The 17,916-nt window shown below is 45.7% G+C and carries 12 protein-coding genes and 5 tRNA genes; 3 read left to right on the top strand and 14 right to left on the bottom strand.

Going from position 1 to position 17,916, the window contains the following annotated elements:
- Positions 1-46: 46 nt before the first annotated feature.
- Positions 47-2,221, bottom strand: a complete 2,175-nt coding sequence (uvrD, locus tag AACT18_RS18035) for a DNA helicase II (protein ID WP_094125856.1) — start codon at positions 2,219-2,221, stop codon at positions 47-49.
- 156 nt (positions 2,222-2,377) lie between these two features.
- Positions 2,378-4,420, bottom strand: a complete 2,043-nt coding sequence (gene prlC / locus AACT18_RS18030; RefSeq protein ID WP_094125857.1) for an oligopeptidase A — start codon at positions 4,418-4,420, stop codon at positions 2,378-2,380.
- Between the two features lie 205 nt (positions 4,421-4,625).
- Between prlC and AACT18_RS18025 the strand changes: the two genes are divergently transcribed.
- A complete protein-coding gene (locus AACT18_RS18025) occupies positions 4,626-5,465 on the top strand; it encodes a 23S rRNA (adenine(2030)-N(6))-methyltransferase RlmJ (protein WP_013855685.1) in 840 nt (279 codons plus the stop codon).
- 110 nt (positions 5,466-5,575) lie between these two features.
- Positions 5,576-6,934: a glutathione-disulfide reductase gene (gene gorA, locus AACT18_RS18020; RefSeq protein ID WP_081245272.1), complete on the top strand. Its 1,359-nt coding sequence runs from the start codon at positions 5,576-5,578 to the stop codon at positions 6,932-6,934.
- 112 nt (positions 6,935-7,046) lie between these two features.
- On the opposite strand, the gene AACT18_RS18015 is transcribed toward gorA, so the two are convergent.
- Together AACT18_RS18015 and AACT18_RS18010 are read right to left on the bottom strand one after the other, a co-directional pair.
- Positions 7,047-7,811, bottom strand: a complete 765-nt coding sequence (locus AACT18_RS18015) for a substrate-binding periplasmic protein (protein ID WP_094125858.1) — start codon at positions 7,809-7,811, stop codon at positions 7,047-7,049.
- A gap of 189 nt (positions 7,812-8,000) precedes the next feature.
- Entirely contained in the window at positions 8,001-8,897 is an 897-nt protein-coding gene (locus tag AACT18_RS18010; protein WP_013855664.1) for a response regulator, read from the bottom strand.
- Positions 8,898-8,994: 97 nt separating this feature from the next.
- Between AACT18_RS18010 and AACT18_RS18005 the strand changes: the two genes are divergently transcribed.
- A complete protein-coding gene (locus AACT18_RS18005) occupies positions 8,995-9,744 on the top strand; it encodes a chromosome partitioning protein ParA (protein ID WP_088729276.1) in 750 nt (249 codons plus the stop codon).
- A gap of 34 nt (positions 9,745-9,778) precedes the next feature.
- Here the strand turns inward: AACT18_RS18005 and AACT18_RS18000 are convergent, their stop codons facing one another.
- From AACT18_RS18000 to AACT18_RS17955, 10 genes are all read right to left on the bottom strand, one after another.
- Positions 9,779-10,705 carry an SPOR domain-containing protein gene (locus AACT18_RS18000; RefSeq protein ID WP_094125859.1) on the bottom strand — a complete coding sequence of 309 codons (927 nt, stop codon included), beginning with the start codon at positions 10,703-10,705 and terminating at the stop codon, positions 9,779-9,781.
- 166 nt (positions 10,706-10,871) lie between these two features.
- The gene (locus AACT18_RS17995; protein ID WP_017043952.1) at positions 10,872-11,810 is read right to left on the bottom strand and encodes an ABC transporter permease; all 939 of its coding nucleotides are present in this window, start codon (positions 11,808-11,810) and stop codon (positions 10,872-10,874) included.
- 2 nt (positions 11,811-11,812) lie between these two features.
- Positions 11,813-12,790, bottom strand: a complete 978-nt coding sequence (locus tag AACT18_RS17990; RefSeq protein ID WP_094125860.1) for an ABC transporter permease — start codon at positions 12,788-12,790, stop codon at positions 11,813-11,815.
- 198 nt (positions 12,791-12,988) lie between these two features.
- Positions 12,989-14,545: an ABC transporter substrate-binding protein gene (locus tag AACT18_RS17985; protein ID WP_094125861.1), complete on the bottom strand. Its 1,557-nt coding sequence runs from the start codon at positions 14,543-14,545 to the stop codon at positions 12,989-12,991.
- Between the two features lie 108 nt (positions 14,546-14,653).
- Entirely contained in the window at positions 14,654-16,369 is a 1,716-nt protein-coding gene (locus tag AACT18_RS17980; protein ID WP_047688450.1) for a dipeptide ABC transporter ATP-binding protein, read from the bottom strand.
- 827 nt (positions 16,370-17,196) lie between these two features.
- Positions 17,197-17,273 (bottom strand) — tRNA-Pro (locus AACT18_RS17975).
- A gap of 56 nt (positions 17,274-17,329) precedes the next feature.
- A tRNA-His gene (locus AACT18_RS17970) sits at positions 17,330-17,405 on the bottom strand.
- A 75-nt stretch (positions 17,406-17,480) separates the two neighbouring features.
- Positions 17,481-17,557 (bottom strand) — tRNA-Pro (locus AACT18_RS17965).
- Between the two features lie 148 nt (positions 17,558-17,705).
- A tRNA-His gene (locus tag AACT18_RS17960) sits at positions 17,706-17,781 on the bottom strand.
- 43 nt (positions 17,782-17,824) lie between these two features.
- Positions 17,825-17,901 (bottom strand) — tRNA-Arg (locus tag AACT18_RS17955).
- Between the last annotated feature and the right edge of the window lie 15 nt (positions 17,902-17,916).

Here is a 17,916-nt window from a genome sequence, read left to right as displayed (position 1 = left end):
CAACCATCTCAGCAAAGAAAAGTACCCTTTCTTCGTACAAGGAAGATCATAGTTTCTCTAGCTTGGCATAAGCAGTCACTAGCCATTTAATGCCTTCACCGTTAAAAGCGACTTGCACTCGACTTTGCGGGCCACTACCTTCGAAATTAATGATGGTGCCTTCACCAAAAATAGGGTGTTTCACGCGTGCGCCCAAGCTAAAGCCTGTCTCGTTAAAGTTCTCTTTGACCGCTGTTTGACTAAAACGCCCGGCACTGCTTGGTCGGCTCACTTGCGCTTTCATGCGCACTTCATCAAGGCAGTTTTCTGGCAGCTCACGGATAAAGCGTGACGGCTTATGGTATTTATCCTGACCGTATAAACGGCGAATTTCAGCGTAAGTAATGTAGAGCTTTTGCATGGCGCGCGTCATTCCGACGTAACACAAACGGCGCTCCTCTTCCAATCGCCCCGCTTCTTCGGCCGACATTTGGCTAGGGAACATGCCCTCTTCAACGCCAACCATAAACACCAACGGGAACTCTAACCCTTTCGCGCTGTGCAGTGTCATTAACTGTACGGCATCATCAAACTCGTCAGCCTGCCCTTCGCCCGCTTCCAGCGCTGCGTGGGTTAAAAAGGCCGTCAACATGCTCATCTCATCCGCTTCTTCTGGCTTTTCAAATTGGCGTGTTGCGGTGACTAGTTCTTCCAAGTTTTCAATTCTGGCTTTGGACTTTTCACCCTTTTCAAGCTGATACATCTCAAACAAGCCAGAGGTTTTGATTACATGGTCGGTTTGACTGTGTAACGGCATCTCAGCGCTATCATCTTCAAGGGCATTGACCAGCTCAATAAACCGGCTTAATGCGCTTGCCGCACGTCCTGTGAGCACTTTTTCTTCCAACAACACAAGGCTCGCTTGCCACAAGGTACAGCCGCGATCTCGCGCCGCAAAACGGATGGTTTCCAGCGTTTTATCACCCAAGCCACGCGGTGGCGTATTTACGACTCGCTCAAAGGCAGAATCATCATTGCGGTTAGACATCAAACGCAAGTAACTTAACGCATCTTTGATCTCTTGGCGCTCGAAGAAGCGCATGCCGCCGTAGATACGGTAGGGCAAGCCCGCTTGAATCAAGGCTTCTTCCAAAACACGAGATTGGGCATTGTTGCGATAAAGCATCGCACAATCCTCTAATCCGCCACCTTTATCTCGCCACTCTTTGATTTTATTGACAGTAAAACGCGCCTCATCAAGATCGTTGTAGGCCGAATAGATAGAAATTGGCTCGCCTTCGCTGCCATCGGTCCAGAGCTCTTTACCCATTCGCTCGGTGTTGTTCGCGATCAGTGCGTTCGAGGCTTGCAAAATGGTTTTAGTTGAACGGTAGTTTTGCTCTAAACGAATGGTATTAACGCTCGGAAATTCCTGCGTGAATTTTTCGAGATTTTCAATTTTGGCACCACGCCAGCCATAAATGGACTGATCATCATCACCGACGATCATCACGTGGCAATCGCGCCCAGCCATCATGCGCAGCCACGCGTATTGGATGTTATTGGTGTCTTGAAATTCGTCGACCAAGATGTGTTTAAAGCGCGCTTGATAATGTTCACGAATGTGCTGCTTATCACGCAACATCTCGTGGCAACGCAGCAAAATTTCGGCAAAATCAACCAAACCTGCGCGATCGCACGCCTCTTGGTACGCGGAATAAAGCCGCAAATAGGTTTGAGTCACGGGATCGCGGTACGCATCGATGTGCTTCGGACGAAGACCTTCATCTTTTTTACCGTTAATCCACCAGCACACTTGGCGCGTTGGCCACTGCTTCTCATCTAGGTTTTGTGCTTTGATTAAGCGACGCAGCAAACGCAGTTGATCTTCAGAATCGAGGATCTGAAAATCCTCAGGCAGGCGAGCGTCAAGATAGTGAGCGCGTAAAATACGGTGGCAAATACCGTGGAAGGTACCATTCCACATGCCCGATGCACTGCCCATCATCAACTCTTCAATTCGGCCACGCATTTCCGCCGCCGCTTTGTTGGTAAAAGTCACCGACATGACTGAAAAAGGCGAGGCGTTTTCAACCGAGATAAGCCAAGCAATGCGATGCACCAATACTCGGGTTTTACCACTCCCCGCTCCGGCAAGCACCAGCAAGTTTTCTAAAGACGCGGCAACCGCTTCGCGCTGTTTATCGTTGAGACCGTCGAGTAAGAGAGAAGGATCCATCATGGCTAAGCTACTGGTTATTTATACATAATTGCCCAGATTATAACCTCAAATCGCGGCAAGATGCTCGTCTCTATCACATTTTTCTGGGTATTCAAAAATGAAAAGCCCACCGCAAAGGTGGGCTAATTCGAGCTTCATCGCATTTTAAGCGCGTGACTACGCGGCGATCCCCGCATGACGCAGCAACGCATCAATTTGCGGCTCGCGGCCTCTAAAGCGTTTAAATAACTCCATCGGCTCTTCACTACCACCCATTTCAAGGATGTTATTCAAGAAACTTTGCCCAGTCTGTGGGTTAAAAATCCCCTCTTCCTCAAAGCGAGAAAACGCATCCGCCGAAAGCACTTCTGCCCATAAGTAGCTGTAGTAACCTGCGCTGTAACCGCCAGCAAAGATGTGGCTAAAGCTGTGTGAGAAACGGTTCCATTCAAGGCTTGGTAACACGGCCACTTTCTTTTTCACTTGGGCGAGAGTTTCCAACACTTGCGGGCCTACTTCGGGATCGTAAGTGGTGTGCAAGGTGAAATCGAACAAACCAAATTCAAGTTGGCGCAAAATAAACATCGCTGACTGGAAGTTTTTCGCCGCGAGCATTTTATCGAGCATTTCTTTCGGTAGCGGTTCACCCGTTTCGTAATGACCTGAAATAAACGCTAACGCCTCTTCTTCCCAGCACCAATTTTCAAGGAACTGACTTGGCAGTTCAACCGCATCCCACGGTACACCGTTGATGCCAGATACCGCACCCACTTCAACTTGAGTCAACATGTGGTGGATCCCGTGTCCAAACTCATGGAACAAAGTGACCACTTCATCATGAGTAAATAACGCAGGTTTATCACCGATTGGGCGATTAAAGTTACAGGTCAAATAAGCCACTGGGGTTTGTAGCTCGCCATTTTGAGTGATACGGCGGCCACGGCAATCATCCATCCACGCGCCACCACGCTTATGTTCGCGCGCATACAGGTCGAGATAGAAGCTGCCCCGCAGTGATCCTTTCGCATCAAAAATATCGAAAAAACGCACCGATGGATGCCAAATATCAACCCCAGAGCGCTCTTTGACGCTCATGCCAAATACGCGGTTGAGCACTTCAAATAGGCCGCTCACCACTTTCGACTCTGGGAAATAAGGGCGCAGCTCTTCATCTGAAATATCAAACAAGTGCTGTTTCTGTTTTTCGCTGTAGTAAGCGATATCCCACAACTCTAGCGTGGTCACGCCAAACTCTTGCTGCGCAAATTGACGCAACTCTTCTACTTCACGCTCACCTTGCGGTTTCACTTTAGTGGCTAAATCATTTAAAAACCCTAACACTTGATCGGGCGTTTGCGCCATTTTAGTCGCCAGTGATTTTTCACTGTAGGTATTAAAGCCGAGCATACGGGCTATTTCATGACGCAGTTTGAGCTTCTCAGCGATGATTTCGCTGTTATCCCACTTGCCCGCATTTGGCCCGCGATCCGAGGCACGCGTGACATACGCTTCATAAAGCTCTTTGCGCAGAGCTTGGTTATCACAATAAGTCATCACTGGCAGATAAGAAGGAATGTCGAGCGTTAATAAATAACCATCAAGTTCTTTGGCTTGCGCCGCCGCTTGTGCAGCCGCTAATGCCGATTCTGGCATGCCCGCTAATTGATTAGCGTCGGTAATGTGCTTGGTCCAGCCCATCGTGGCATCCAGTACATTGTTAGAGAACTTAGAACCCAACTCAGATTGACGTTTACTGATCTCGCCGTACCGTTTTTGCTCTGCCAATGGCAAGCCGATACCCGATAGCTCAAAATCACGCAGTGCATCATTGATGGTTTTTTGCTGCGCTTGAGAGAGCGAGGAAAAAGTATCGCTGGCTTTCATGCTCTTATAGGCTTCAAACAGGCCTTTATGTTGCCCAACCCAAGTGCCGTATTCAGACAGCAGCGGCAAACAGCTTTCGTACGCATCACGCAGTTCATCGCTATTGAGCACTGAGTTAAGGTGGCTCACTGGCGACCAAATGCGGCTTAAGCGATCATCCACCTCTTCAATGGGTGCAATCAAGTTTTCCCACGTTGGGGTGCTATTGCCAGCAAGGCGTTTTTCAATTTCGGTGCGGCAATCTTCTATCGCTTTCTCAACCGCAGGCTTCACATGCTCTGGCTTAATGGCGGAAAACGGCGGTAAATCCGTGAAAGTGAGAAGTGGATTAGACATAAAACATTCCTTTTAAGTTAAGACGCGCCTGCACGTTGATGCATTTCTCTGCAACAGTCACTGATTGTTTCACGGCAACCGTCGATTTTGTTTATCTGAAATAGTAAATATAGGTAGGTTCAGCAATTTTCAATAGTGGCGTATAATCAGCCAATACGTTTGATTGATGAAACACACTCCATTTGGGGTGTTTTGAGAGCCTATTTTGCTAAGTTATCGCCACAGTTTTCACGCGGGCAACCACGCGGATGTATTAAAGCATATCGTACAAAGCCTTATCCTCAATGCATTACAGCAAAAAGAGAAGCCTTTTGTTTATCATGACACCCACTCTGGCGTGGGCCGTTATGACTTGACCCATGAATGGTCAGAAAAAACCGGTGAATATAAACAAGGGATTGCTCGTATTTGGCAACAAAATGTAACGCCACCCGCCATTCAAAGCTACCTTGAGGCAGTAAAAGCACTCAATGAAAGCGAAGAGTTACGCTACTACCCCGGCTCACCGCGCGTAGCGCGTGCTCATCTACGCGCGCAGGATCGTATGGTGCTCACTGAATTGCATCCGAGCGATTACCCTTTGCTCGAGCAAGAGTTCCACCGAGATCGTCAGGTATCGATTTACAAAGAAGATGGTTTCCAACGCTTAATCGGTAGCCTGCCACCGAAAGAGCGTCGCGGCTTAGTGTTGATCGATCCCCCTTACGAATTGGCCAAAGAGTACAGCGATGTCGTAAGAGCCATTGCCCAAAGTTATAAGCGCTGGGCGACGGGTATCTACGCCATTTGGTATCCCGTAGTGAATCGCGACACCATTGATGACTTGCTTGAAGGGCTGGCAAGCCTCGGTATTCGCAAAATCTTACAAATTGAATTGGGCGTGTCGCCAGACACCCATGAACGTGGCATGACCGCTTCAGGCATGATAGTGATTAACCCACCGTGGACACTGGAAGGGCAAATGCAGGAAATTTTACCGTTTCTTCAGCAAGCGATTGCCCCGGTAACCGGTCATTTTAAAGTCGAATGGGTTGTACCAGAATAAACTGACCCAATCTATCAAAGAAGTAGAGAACCTTTTTCGCCTTGCTATGGTTGCCAACACCGTACAAAACCAAGGTCAAATAGGATGAAAAAAGAATAATGGAGAAAGTAATGACAACGCATTTTGATTATATCTGTATCGGTGGTGGCTCTGGTGGTATCGCTTCAGCGAACCGCGCGGCAATGTATGGTGCGAAAGTCGCACTGATTGAAGCCAAAGACCTTGGCGGCACTTGTGTCAACGTCGGTTGTGTTCCGAAAAAAGTGATGTGGCATGGCGCGCAAATTGCTGAAGCAATGCACCTTTATGCCAAAGATTACGGCTTCGATGTCGATGTCAAAGGATTGGATTGGTCAAAACTGATTGAGAGCCGCCAAGCGTATATTGGCCGTATTCATCAATCATACGACCGCGTATTGGGCAATAATAAAGTGGAAGTGATCCGCGGTTTTGCACGCTTCGTTGATGCAAAAACCGTAGAAGTAAACGGGGAACACTACACGGCAGATCATATCCTGATTGCCGTTGGCGGACGCCCAACGATTCCGGCGATCCCAGGGGCACAATACGGCATTGATTCCAATGGTTTCTTTGACTTGACCGAACAGCCTAAACGCGTCGCGGTTGTGGGCGCAGGTTATATTGCGGTTGAAATCGCGGGCGTACTCAACGCACTCGGCACTGAAACGCACCTTTACGTGCGCAAAGAATCACCACTGCGCAGCTTTGATCCCATGATCATCGAAACACTCACTGAAGTCATGGCGGCGGAAGGCCCAACATTACATACTCATTCAGTGCCAAAAGAAGTGATCAAAGAAGCCGATGGCAGCCTGACTCTACACCTTGAAAATGGCCAAAGCCAAAACGTTGATACGCTCATTTGGGCAATTGGCCGCCACCCAGCAACCGATGCGATAAACCTAGCAGCAACGGGTGTGGCAACCAATGCACAAGGCTATATTAAGGTTGATGAGTACCAGCAAACCAACGTCGCGGGTATCTACTGTGTCGGCGATATCATGGAAGGCGGTATCGAGCTCACACCAGTAGCCGTCAAAGCAGGCCGTCAACTTTCAGAGCGCCTGTTTAATGGCAAAACCGATGCGAAGATGGATTACAAACTAGTCCCGACCGTGGTCTTTAGCCATCCGCCAATCGGCACAATTGGCCTCACCACGCAAGAAGCCCAAGCGCAATATGGCGAAGAGAATGTCAAAGTGTATACATCTAGCTTCACTGCCATGTACACCGCCGTCACCTCTCACCGTCAACCATGCAAAATGAAACTAGTATGCGCTGGCCCTGAAGAAACCGTTGTTGGCCTACACGGCATCGGTTTTGCGGTTGATGAAATGATTCAAGGCTTTGGCGTAGCCATGAAAATGGGCGCAACCAAGGCCGATTTTGATTCAGTTGTGGCAATACACCCAACGGGTAGTGAAGAGTTTGTTACCATGAGAAACTAAATATATTCTTTATCGTAAAATAGCAGCGAGTCATAAACCGCCTCGCTGCTGTTTAAATTACGAATAGATATATCGCAATGAAATATAAAAATAAAAAGTAATATTCCTCAATCTACTCTTTCTGAATTGGGGCTTCTAAGTTATAAGATTCGTATATCCTAGTAATCTCTCCGGAACGACGCATTTCAGTTAAAATATTCTCTAGCTGATCGATATACTGATAGTTCGCCGATCGTTTAGGCACACTAAAAAAACGACCATTTAGGTAAATGTTTTTATAACTTATTTTCTTTAATTTAGGGTCATTTTCAAAAAGATTAAGCCCATGCTGTTCAGAGGTGATAGCAAGATCGATTCGACTAGCTTCTAGCATATTAATAATTTGTTCTACGCTAGTGACAAAACTGATTTTTAATTTGTCTGTATTTTGGTTGAATTGGTCACTATAAAAACTGCCATTGAGTGCACCAATAACAAAACCTCGGCTGACAATTTCATCAAAACTATTTGCATCAATATCCGAGTTCGTCCGAGTAAAATAAAACACCTCTCTTTCACCATACCCCATTAATAATGGGTGAAGAAACTGTTCTCTCTCTTCATCCATAGAGTGCAGAGGAATAAGATCAACTCCACCCTGTGGAGCGACACCAATGGTTCTTGCCCAAGGAACTTTTGTCCAATGGACTTTATGCCCCAACTTAAGAATAACCTGATTAATCACATCACCACCAGGGCCTTTACACTCACCATTTTCAAAATAAAGATAGGGCTTTCTATCTCGGCAATGCCCCTCCCACGTAACATTCGCTAAAAGTGGGGCTGACATAAATAGGCTTAAGCAACCAATGATGAATATCCGTATAAACTTTATCATATCGCTTCCTTTAATTAATCAATTGATCCTAATGTTAAATACTTTTAGGAATAACTTAAATATAGTCACTAAGTGGCAATTTTGCTTATATCTCATGAATAACGGCTCATCAATATCATCTAAGAATATACCCAGTAGCAAAAATCATCCTGTCATAAAGATAACCTCAGAATATGCTCTTAAAGATGATTAAAATCCCACCAAAGTAATTTTCCCTTGGGCTAACGCCCCCATTTGGCAGGAAAAATCGACCCGTTTATCCGCTTCTTTGGCAAATAGGGTTTCGAGCTTTTCAAACGATTGAGGGATAAAACTGATATTTTTTAACTTCAAGCTTTTGCGGGTTTGATTATCAAGAAACGCTAATGCGGAAGCACTTAATATTTTCTGGCAAGTATCGAGAATATCCTTACTGACCATTTTGCTGTGTACCGCTTGTTGTAGCTGCTCTTTGGTAATGCTGGGGTTGCCTTTAGCAAAGACACAAACGGCGTATATATCAAGCAGTGCCACCGCGCGCGGCTTTTGCGTTTCGCCATCTTCATAGACTGCCATCAAACAAGGGATTTTACTCTCATCAAACGATTGGCGACGAATATTATTCAGCACGATATCAGCACCTACCGCTCTTTTTAGCAGCTTCTCTAGCTGCGAAAGCTTTGGTAAAGCCAACTCATCTTGCAGCTCAACCATTTCATCTAATTCAATGCAGCTCTCTTCCGCTCCTTGCACTAAAGGAAGCAACTTTTGGTGCAGTTCACCATCGTCAAACGGTTTCGATAACACAAACGACGCTCCAGCTTCAAGCGCCTGTTTGATTTGTTGCTCATCGGCCACCGTGGTAAGCATTGCCACTTTTATCCCGAGCTTACGTTTGGTTATCGCTTGTGTCAGCTCCAGCCCCGTCATGCCGGGCATATGCCAATCTGTTAAGACAATATCCGGCTGCCAACTGCCAATCAGCTTGAGTGCGGCCTTACCATTGTCTGCCTTTTGAATGGACAAACGTCGGTAGCCAAACGCCTCTAAGGCACGTCTGACTATTTCAAGTGTCGCTTTACTGTCATCAACAATGAGAATCTTCACAGCATATTTTTCTATGACCTAACTTGTTCAAAGTATAGGCACATTTTTTTACAACAACTAAACTTACCTGAAAATACAGCAACAAAAGTGGGTTTATGTGATGCCAATACAAGAGTTCCTCACCGAAAAGGTTTTATCGCTCTTAGCGATCGATCTCGGGCTTATTATCTTGTTGGCTTGGTTTTTTATCCTACTGCTGATCCTGCGTGAATTTAGGAAATTTGCGCATGGTTTTACTCGTAATAAAAGTGATAGCGATGAAGACACGCTTCATTTATGCCAACAATCCGTTGAAAATGCGTTGAACTACACCGCAGAGCATAGCTCGACTCTGAATGATTTAATCATCATTCAAAAAGCGCTCGAGCAACAGGTTTCTCTCATCAAAAATTCCTCTTCTCAGGGCATTAGCGCAGAAGATCAGGCTTCAATTGATGAACTCAATGAGAAATTGAGTAAATCGCATAAGTTGATCCGCAAACTGAAAGGCGATCTCGATAAAAGTGTGAAAGGGCTACGAGTGACTCGTAAAAAACTCTTTGCTCAAACTGATACCGTTGACAGTTTGAAAGAAGAAAAAGCCACCATCGAAAAAGAGTTTGAACAGTTAGAAGCGGAATACATTAAGATCAGTAAAGCAGGTGATTTCTACGAAATGGCAAAAAATTATCAAGCCGAGAAAAAAGAACTACTAGAGACCATTGAGAAATACAAAGAGCAAGCCAAACAAGGTGGCACTTCTGTCGATGTCGAAGCGATGAAAAAACAGTTGTATCACATCAGTAAAGAAAAAGATTTTATCGAACAACGCTATCTACAATTACTCGAAGAGGGAAAGAAAGAGTAGCGCTGCCGCCATTTCTGACGGCAAACTGAGACACTTATTTAACGCAAATCACATTGAGTAATGAGGAACCTTTCAGTTGGCTGACTTTGCCGTTGGTAAAAAACCCTTTTTGCGACCATCCCCAATAAGGTAAGTGCATTGGCCATTGGTTACTGTCCATCTGTTTTGAATCCAAAAGGCGTTGCCACTCTTCTTCCGTGACCAAGCGCATCGCCATTTGTTGGCAGGTTTTTTCTGCCACCTCATAGTTTAGGCGGCTCCATGGTAGGCCATGTTCCATATAGAACTGTTCATCACTCGAACGTAAATGAGGCACCACAAACTGCAAACCGTTTGCGGTGGTGCTCAAACGAATTTCAACCGCTGGCGGAACATTAAGAGCTGGCGCTTTGGTTGATGGTTTCGTTGATAATGGCGAACTCGCCATTTCCACTCGTGGTTTCGGTAAAGACTTTTTGGTGATCTGATTTGCGGCAGACGTTGCTTGAGCGGAAGTTGTCTTTTTTATCGGCGAGCTAGACTGAGCGTGCCCTTTGACAACCTGACGAATGAAAGCTTCTTTGTAGCCGGGAATTTGCTGGATAAGAGGCAGCTCTCTCTTCACTTGACTGTAGTCAGTGTAAGGCCCGATTAAGCAACGATACGTTTTCGCTTCTGGTTTTAGCCATACATCGGTAGAAATATGGGTATAAAACGCTTTGGCTTTCAGCAAAGATAATGGCTTATTTAACACACCACACTGAATCCAAAAAGTGGATGATTGCCCTTTGGGCTTTTTCTTTCCCCATAAACCTTGCCCTATTGGGCATGCTTTATCAAGAATGGGCAGCTGATCGACAGAAGCTTGAGTCGCATCACAAAGAAAATCGTCCGCCCAAGCGGGTTGAAATAAAGCCAGCGACGCCAACACCGTTAGGCTTGATGTCACACACAGGGTCGTTTTCCGCATCAGGGTCATCATATTGAGTCCATATACTTGCTTAATAGTAGTGACAACATTACCGATTCAATGTTCCCTAGTTCAATGGATTTGGGTTGGGTATAACAAAAATACTAGCAAAAAAAGAGCCGCATTTGACGGCGGCTTTTAGTTTAGGGATTTTCTTTAGCAAAAATCAATTGCCACATCACCCTTTGTAAATTTTTGGGTTAAAAACATCGCGTAGCCAGTCACCCAACAGATTGATCACCAACACTAATGTGACTAGTACAAAACCAGGGAAAGCCGTAATCCACCAAGCGCCAGAGAAGATGTAGTTAAAGCCCATGCTAATCAAAGCACCCAATGATGGCTGATCGACTGGCAAACCTAAGCCTAGGAAAGAGAGTGCCGCTTCAGACATAATCGCATTGGCAATTTGTACGGTTGAGATAACCAAAATAGGCGATAAACAGTTAGGTAAAATATGGCGAAACATGATGCGTGGCGATTTAAAACCCATCACACGAGCCGCTTCCACATACTCTTTTTTCTTCTCGGCGAGCACGGACGCACGAATTGTCCGCGCGTATTGTGGCCACTCAGCCACGCCGATAATCACCACCAACATCACAACCGCATACTGACTATAAAATTCACTCCCAAAACTGGCTTTGAAAATTGCCGAAACAATGATCGCCACCATCATGGTTGAAAACGATAGCTGTACATCAGCAAAACGCATCAAAAAGCTATCAATACGCCCACCAAAGTAGCCAGCTGAAAGGCCAATCACGATACCAAGTAGTAACTGTAAACCGACCGCCAAAAAGCCAATCGTCAGTGATAGACGCGAGCCATACAGTATGGTCGACAGAATATCGCGCCCTTGCTCATCCGTGCCAAGCACAAAGCGCTCATCGGCTCCGTCCATCCAAGAGGGAGGTAATTCTGCATCCATCAGATCAATCGATGATAGGTCGTACGGGTTACTGGGTGCAATCAGTGGCGCCGCGATAGACAAAGTTAAGAATACCAAAAAGATGACGAAGCTGGTCATCGCCACTTTATCACGCAAGAAATAGTACAAAAAATCAGACTGTTTAAAACGCTCCCAACGGGATGGAGCAGCAGCAAATTGGCTCATGATTAAGCTCCTTTTCCAGTAAGGTTCACAGTCGGGTTAATCAGACCGTATAACAGATCGACAATGGTGTTGGTGACAACAAAAATCAGGCCAACGAATATGACGTAAGCGGTGATAAGCGGAGTATCAACTCGGTTGATCGCTTCAAGGAAAAGAAAGCCCGTACCCGGCCACTGAAAAACAGTCTCGGTTAAGATGGTGTAGGCCACCATAGTCCCAATTTGTACACCGCCGACGGTTAGCACCGGTAACATGGTATTTTTAAGTGCATGTTGGTAGTAGATTTTGTTCAATGCCAAGCCTTTAGCTTTAGCAAATTTGATGTATTCCGAGCTCAGCACTTCCAACATTTCAGAACGCACTAAACGAATAAACAGCGGCAGCATGATCGATGCCAGTGAAACACAAGGCAGCACCAAGTGTGCTAATCCATCAGCCGTGAAAAAGCCAGATTCCCAACCCAACCAATTGGCGGTTTCCCCTCGTCCATACGATGGCAGCCAACCTAACGTGATCGAGAAAACGTACATCAACATAATCGCCGTTAAGAACACTGGGATAGAAATACCAATACTGCTGCCTGCCATCACCACTTTGGTAAAGAAGCTTTTGGGATGAATAGCGGTGTAAACCCCTAATGGAATGGAACAGACAATGATGATTACGGTCGCACCGAACACTAGCTCTAGGGTTGCGACTAATTTATCAAGAATAACGTCCACCGCAGGACGTTTGAAAAAGTAAGACGTGCCTAAATCACCCTGCACCGCGGCCGTAATAAAACGCGTATATTTGGCAATGAAAGGATCATTCAGTCCAAGTTCATCGCGCAGCGCTTGGCGCTCGCTTTCTGAAACAGACTGCCCAACAAGCTCACGCAATGGGTCGCCTAAGTTATCCTGAATGGCAAACGCCACCAGACTGATCACAAACATCACTATCAGTGCCTGAAACAGGCGCTTGACCAGAAACGAAAACATTCCTTGCCCCTTAAACTATCCATGATGGTTCTTTTTAAAATTGAATTAACTTTAATAGGAACGAAAAAATTCAGTCTAAAAAATGACACTCGACCCGACTGAAATAAAGCAAAGTGCAGAGATCTTAATAAGGCATCCAAGCGGATGCCTTAAGTGACTTAAGCGCCGCCCACATTACAGAGCGGCCAACTTAAGTAATTACTCGCTAACGACTAGGTCGCCGAAATAAGGGAATTCCATCGCGTTAACAATCGGTTTGATATCTAAAGTAGATTTCGCACCCCACGCTAGGTTTTGCCAATGCAGTGGAACAAATGCTGCGTCGTTGTACAAAGTCACTTCGACTTTTTGTAGCATCTGTGCACGTTTCGCTGGATCGGTTTCTACGTTTGCCGCTTCAACCAACTTATCCACTTCTGGATTTGAGTAGTGACCACAGTTGTACTGGCCTTTACCACTCTCTTCGTTACGTGTCATGGTTAAGAACTCGGTGAAGTTTGCTGAGTCTTCAGTATCTGAGTGCCAGCCAATCATTAGCAGATCCGCGGCGCACTTATCAAACTCAGGCCAATATTGCGCTTTTGGCATGGTTTTAAGATCAACCTTAATACCAATTTTCGACAACATCGCCGCTGCAGCTTGTGCAACTTTCGCATCGTTCACATAACGGTTGTTTGGCGCGATCATGGTGAGCGTCAGCCCTTTCTCATAACCAGCCTCTTTCATCAGCTCTTTCGCTTTTTTCAAATCAAAACGAGGCACAAGGTTCGCATCATAACCAGAATAACCCGCTGGGCCTTGTTGGCCAGCAGCTGTCGCAAAACCCTTCATGATTTTGTCAACGATACCTTGGTTGTTGATGGCGTGAACAATGGCTTGACGCACGCGAACATCTTTCAGTGCTTCATTGCTGTTTTGGTTCATTTGGAAAGTGATGATACGCGTACCCGGCAAGGTCACAAGATCAATACCTTTGGCTTCTTCCACACGTTTATGATCGTTTGGCGCAACAGGAGCAATCATATCCACATCACCCGAAAGGAGCGCTGCAACACGAGTGGCATCTTCTTTAATCGGTACTAAGGTCAGTTTGTCTACGTTGCCTTTTGATGCGCTATCCCAATAATCTTTAAAGCGTTCAAATTCCACTTTTACGCCTTGTTCGCGGAAAGTCACTCTAAATGGGCCAGTACCAGAAACGTTGGTCGAAGCAAACGAGTTACCGTGCTTCACAATTTCAGATTTCTCTTTACCATCAGCCGCTTTGCCCGAATAGAACTTGCTGTCCATAGGGAAGATGTAGGTTGCGGTTTGCAGAACCAGCGGATAAGCGCCTTTGGATACGATCTCGACGGTGTAATCATCCACTTTGACCATCTTTTCATACGGTTCAAAAATAGCTTTGAAATCAGGAGAATCTTGTAAACGATCGAACGTCCAGACCACATCGTCTGCCGTCATTTCGTTACCTGAATGGAATTTCACCCCTTTACGCAGCGTAAAACGGAGCGTTGTATCATTGACACGTTCCCATTTCTCAGCAAGGCGAGGTTCAAAATCAAATGTCTGGGTGTAACGAACAAGAGGATCAAACACCATGTGAGACATTTGTAGCGTACCACCAGATAGCTGCTCATGCGGGTCAAGTGACACAGGGTCAGAATCATAAGCGACGGTAATATTGGCCGCGCTAGCTGCAAAGCTTAAGCCTGCCGCCATCAAAGCTACTGTTAGTTTGCTTTTCATGGTTTTCATTGCATAACTCCTTATGCGGGAATCCAAATCCCTAGTTGTTGTAATTGCTTCTGTTTATTCATTCCAAGCACGCTTGGTCATGATATTTCTATCTGTAACTTTTTTGGCTTACGCCGTTACTGCATCTTCTCTTAAGCCCGTAAACTCAGGCATTAAAGAAATCAAATGTTGGCTGTATTGGTGTTGAGGTGACTTAAACAACTGCTCTGTAGGGGCAACTTCCAATAAGGTCCCCATTTGCATGACGCCGACACGATCGCACATTTGGCGGATCACCGGTAAATCATGGCTGATGAACAGCATGGTCAAATTGAGCTCATCTTGCAGATCTTTCAATAGGTTTAAGATCTGCGCTTGCACAGACACGTCGAGCGCGGACGTGGGTTCATCACAAATCAATAAGCGAGGACGCGTAGCGAGTGCGCGAGCAATCGAAATACGTTGACGTTGACCGCCGGAAAACTCGTGCGGATATTTCACTCCCGCCATTTTACCTAGGCCTACGTGCTCTAAAAGGTCATGCACTATTTGCCGTGTTTCCGCTTCGCTACGGGTTAATTTATGAAAACGAATCGGCTCGGCAATGATATCGAAAATCTTCATTCTCGGATTCATTGAGGTATAAGGGTTTTGAAACACCATCTGCATCTGGCGGCGCATCGGACGGCGCTCGTTTTCCGATTTCAGCGCAGTAAGATCAATCCCTTCAAAACAGACTTTGCCTGAGTTTGGAGCGTACAGGCCCGCAATCACGCGTGCGATGGTTGATTTACCGGAACCTGATTCCCCAACCAAACCAAAAGTTTCCCCTTCAAACACCTCGAAACTGACGTCATTTGAAGCTTGGACATATTCACGGCGACTTTCAAACAATGAGTCTTTGGTCGTAAAACGTAAATTCACGTTTTCCACTGTCAGCAGTGGGCCTGTGTATTGGCGATTATCTTGGCTCTGACCTAACCAATGGTTTTTAACATCCAGTGGTTTTAACTCACTTGCCTCTTCGATATAGCTCACCAGCGGAAAGCGATCGAGTTTTTTATCTGAGCGAGGAACGGCGGAAATCAAACTGCGCGTATAGGAGTGATCCGGAGCGCCCAACACTTTAGCTGTCGGTCCAAATTCAACCAAGTCACCGCGATACATCACCGCGACGCGATCCGTCACGTTCGAGACCACACCCATATCATGGGTGACCAGCATACAACCAACATTGTTTTTAATGCATAGCTCGCGGATGAGGCTCAAGATTTGATCTTGAATAGAAACGTCTAATGCAGTGGTCGGTTCATCGGCAATAATAAGATCAGGTTCACCCGCCAGCGCAATGGCAATCACAACACGTTGACGCATGCCACCAGAGAATTGGTGTGGGTACTGCTTCAAACGGTTTTCAGGCTGAGGAATACCCACTTGCTTCATCAAAGAAAGTGCACGCTGATACGCTTCTTCCTCAGTCACTTTCATATTGGCGTGGATGGTTTCTGTCAGTTGATGTTCAACAGTAAATAGCGGATTAAGCGACGTCATTGGGTCTTGAAAAATAAAGCCAATTTTAGAGCCGCGAACTTGGCGCATCTGCTCAGGCGATAAGCCTGAAATCTTCTCACCATCTAAGAACACATCGCCACTGGCAATGAGACCGGGTGGGCTCAATAAATCGATAACCGCATTACCTACGGTCGATTTTCCGGCGCCTGATTCTCCCACAACCCCAACAATTTCACCCCGCTCGATATTAAACGAAAGCGATTTCACAGCAACGTGAACACCATGACGCGATGGGTATTCAATACGCAGGTTTTTTACTTCTAAAAGTGACATCCCAGACCTCTACGACTTGGGCAGTGTTGTGCCCTGTCTGTAACTACCTTTGAACAACAAAGCGTTCAAAGCCAGTAAAAATGAATCCATTCATACCAGTACAATATTCTGGTAATTAACAAGGCCATCAATTTGGCAAATATTTCACAGAAAAGCAACATCGATAGGATAAAAAGTCGATATCAAATCAAACCAAAGCAGTAACATCGTATTTTTATGCACCACATATGCATTAATCATTGGTATGACCAATATTCTAGCACGCAGTAATACACCCCAAAACATAGACGTTAAGCCTAAGAAAACGCCAATTTACCATGCATTCTAAAAATGAATGTAGAATAAAATTTCAAATTATATTGCGGCATATCACGTAACACATTAGAAACAAAAACCAGAATAACCAACAAAATGCCAGACTAAAAACTAATGAAAAGGCAGAAAAGCAGTGAATTCATCTGAACAGAAAATTTAGGGTTTAGCCTTTAAACATGATAATTCACTGACTTAATGAGATAGGAGTCAATAAGGAATCGAACATTGAATAGAGAGAATGGTCTTTCGACTGAGGCTTATTAAGATGGCCGGTGAAGAGCCCGGTTTTGAAAATCAGACGAACCCCACTTTGGCTCTCATTACCTTGATTAAAGCTCCAAACACCAGATGTTAAAAAGCCCCAACCTTTCGACCGAGGCTTTTTAAGGTGGTCGGTGAAGAGCCCGGTTTTGAAAATCAGACGAACCCCACTTTGGCTCTCATTACCTTGATTAAGGCTCCAAACACCAGATGTTAAAAAGCCCCAGTCTTTCGACTGAGGCTTATTAAAGTGGTCGGTGAAGAGGGATTCGAACCCCCGACCCTCTGGTCCCAAACCAGATGCGCTACCAAGCTGCGCTATTCACCGATATATCTCTTTCTTCTCGATTTTCACCAAGAACGGAAACCGAAGTTACCGAATAATGGGGTGGCTAACGAGACTTGAACTCGCGACAACCGGAATCACAATCCGGGGCTCTACCAACTGAGCTATAGCCACCATCAAACTTTGCAATAACCGCTTGCTTGCCGTTATTTTTCTTTTCATTTTTAACCAATGAGAAGAAAAGAAAAGTGGTCGGTGAAGAGGGATTCGAACCCCCGACCCTCTGGTCCCAAACCAGATGCGCTACCAAGCTGCGCTATTCACCGATACAAATTCATTTTTTGGAATAAACGAGAGAAAACTCTCTGCTCCGCTATTCCTAACATCATGATGCACTATCAAACTAGTCTATTCATCGATGTAAATCTTTTTTCTCGACTTTCACCAAGAAAGGAAACCGAAGTTACCAAATAATGGGGTGGCTAACGAGACTTGAACTCGCGACAACCGGAATCACAATCCGGGGCTCTACCAACTGAGCTATAGCCACCACTGTTTTGCCAATTTGCTACTTATTTACATAAGCATCCGGATGGCGCGCCCGAAAGGATTCGAACCTTCGACCTTTGGCTCCGGAGGCCAACGCTCTATCCAGCTGAGCTACGGGCGCATGCCCTATCGGCGG

This window comes from Vibrio sp. V04_P4A5T148, assembly GCF_963875605.1.
GTDB lineage: Bacteria > Pseudomonadota > Gammaproteobacteria > Enterobacterales > Vibrionaceae > Vibrio > Vibrio anguillarum.
The sequence above is the reverse complement of the archived record's forward strand: the minus strand, read 5'-3'. Positions and strand labels throughout refer to the sequence as shown.

Bases quoted from the DNA above. Each gene is read 5' to 3' on its own strand.
- prlC (WP_094125857.1), bottom strand. From the start codon at position 4,420: ATGTCTAATCCACTTCTCACTTTCACGGATTTACCGCCGTTTTCCGCC.
- uvrD (WP_094125856.1), bottom strand. From the start codon at position 2,221: ATGATGGATCCTTCTCTCTTACTCGACGGTCTCAACGATAAACAGCGC.
- AACT18_RS17995 (WP_017043952.1), bottom strand. From the start codon at position 11,810: ATGAGCCAATTTGCTGCTGCTCCATCCCGTTGGGAGCGTTTTAAACAG.
- AACT18_RS17980 (WP_047688450.1), bottom strand. From the start codon at position 16,369: ATGTCACTTTTAGAAGTAAAAAACCTGCGTATTGAATACCCATCGCGT.
- gorA (WP_081245272.1), top strand. From the start codon at position 5,576: ATGACAACGCATTTTGATTATATCTGTATCGGTGGTGGCTCTGGTGGT.
- AACT18_RS17990 (WP_094125860.1), bottom strand. From the start codon at position 12,790: ATGTTTTCGTTTCTGGTCAAGCGCCTGTTTCAGGCACTGATAGTGATG.
- AACT18_RS17985 (WP_094125861.1), bottom strand. From the start codon at position 14,545: ATGAAAACCATGAAAAGCAAACTAACAGTAGCTTTGATGGCGGCAGGC.
- AACT18_RS18000 (WP_094125859.1), bottom strand. From the start codon at position 10,705: ATGATGACCCTGATGCGGAAAACGACCCTGTGTGTGACATCAAGCCTA.
- AACT18_RS18015 (WP_094125858.1), bottom strand. From the start codon at position 7,811: ATGATAAAGTTTATACGGATATTCATCATTGGTTGCTTAAGCCTATTT.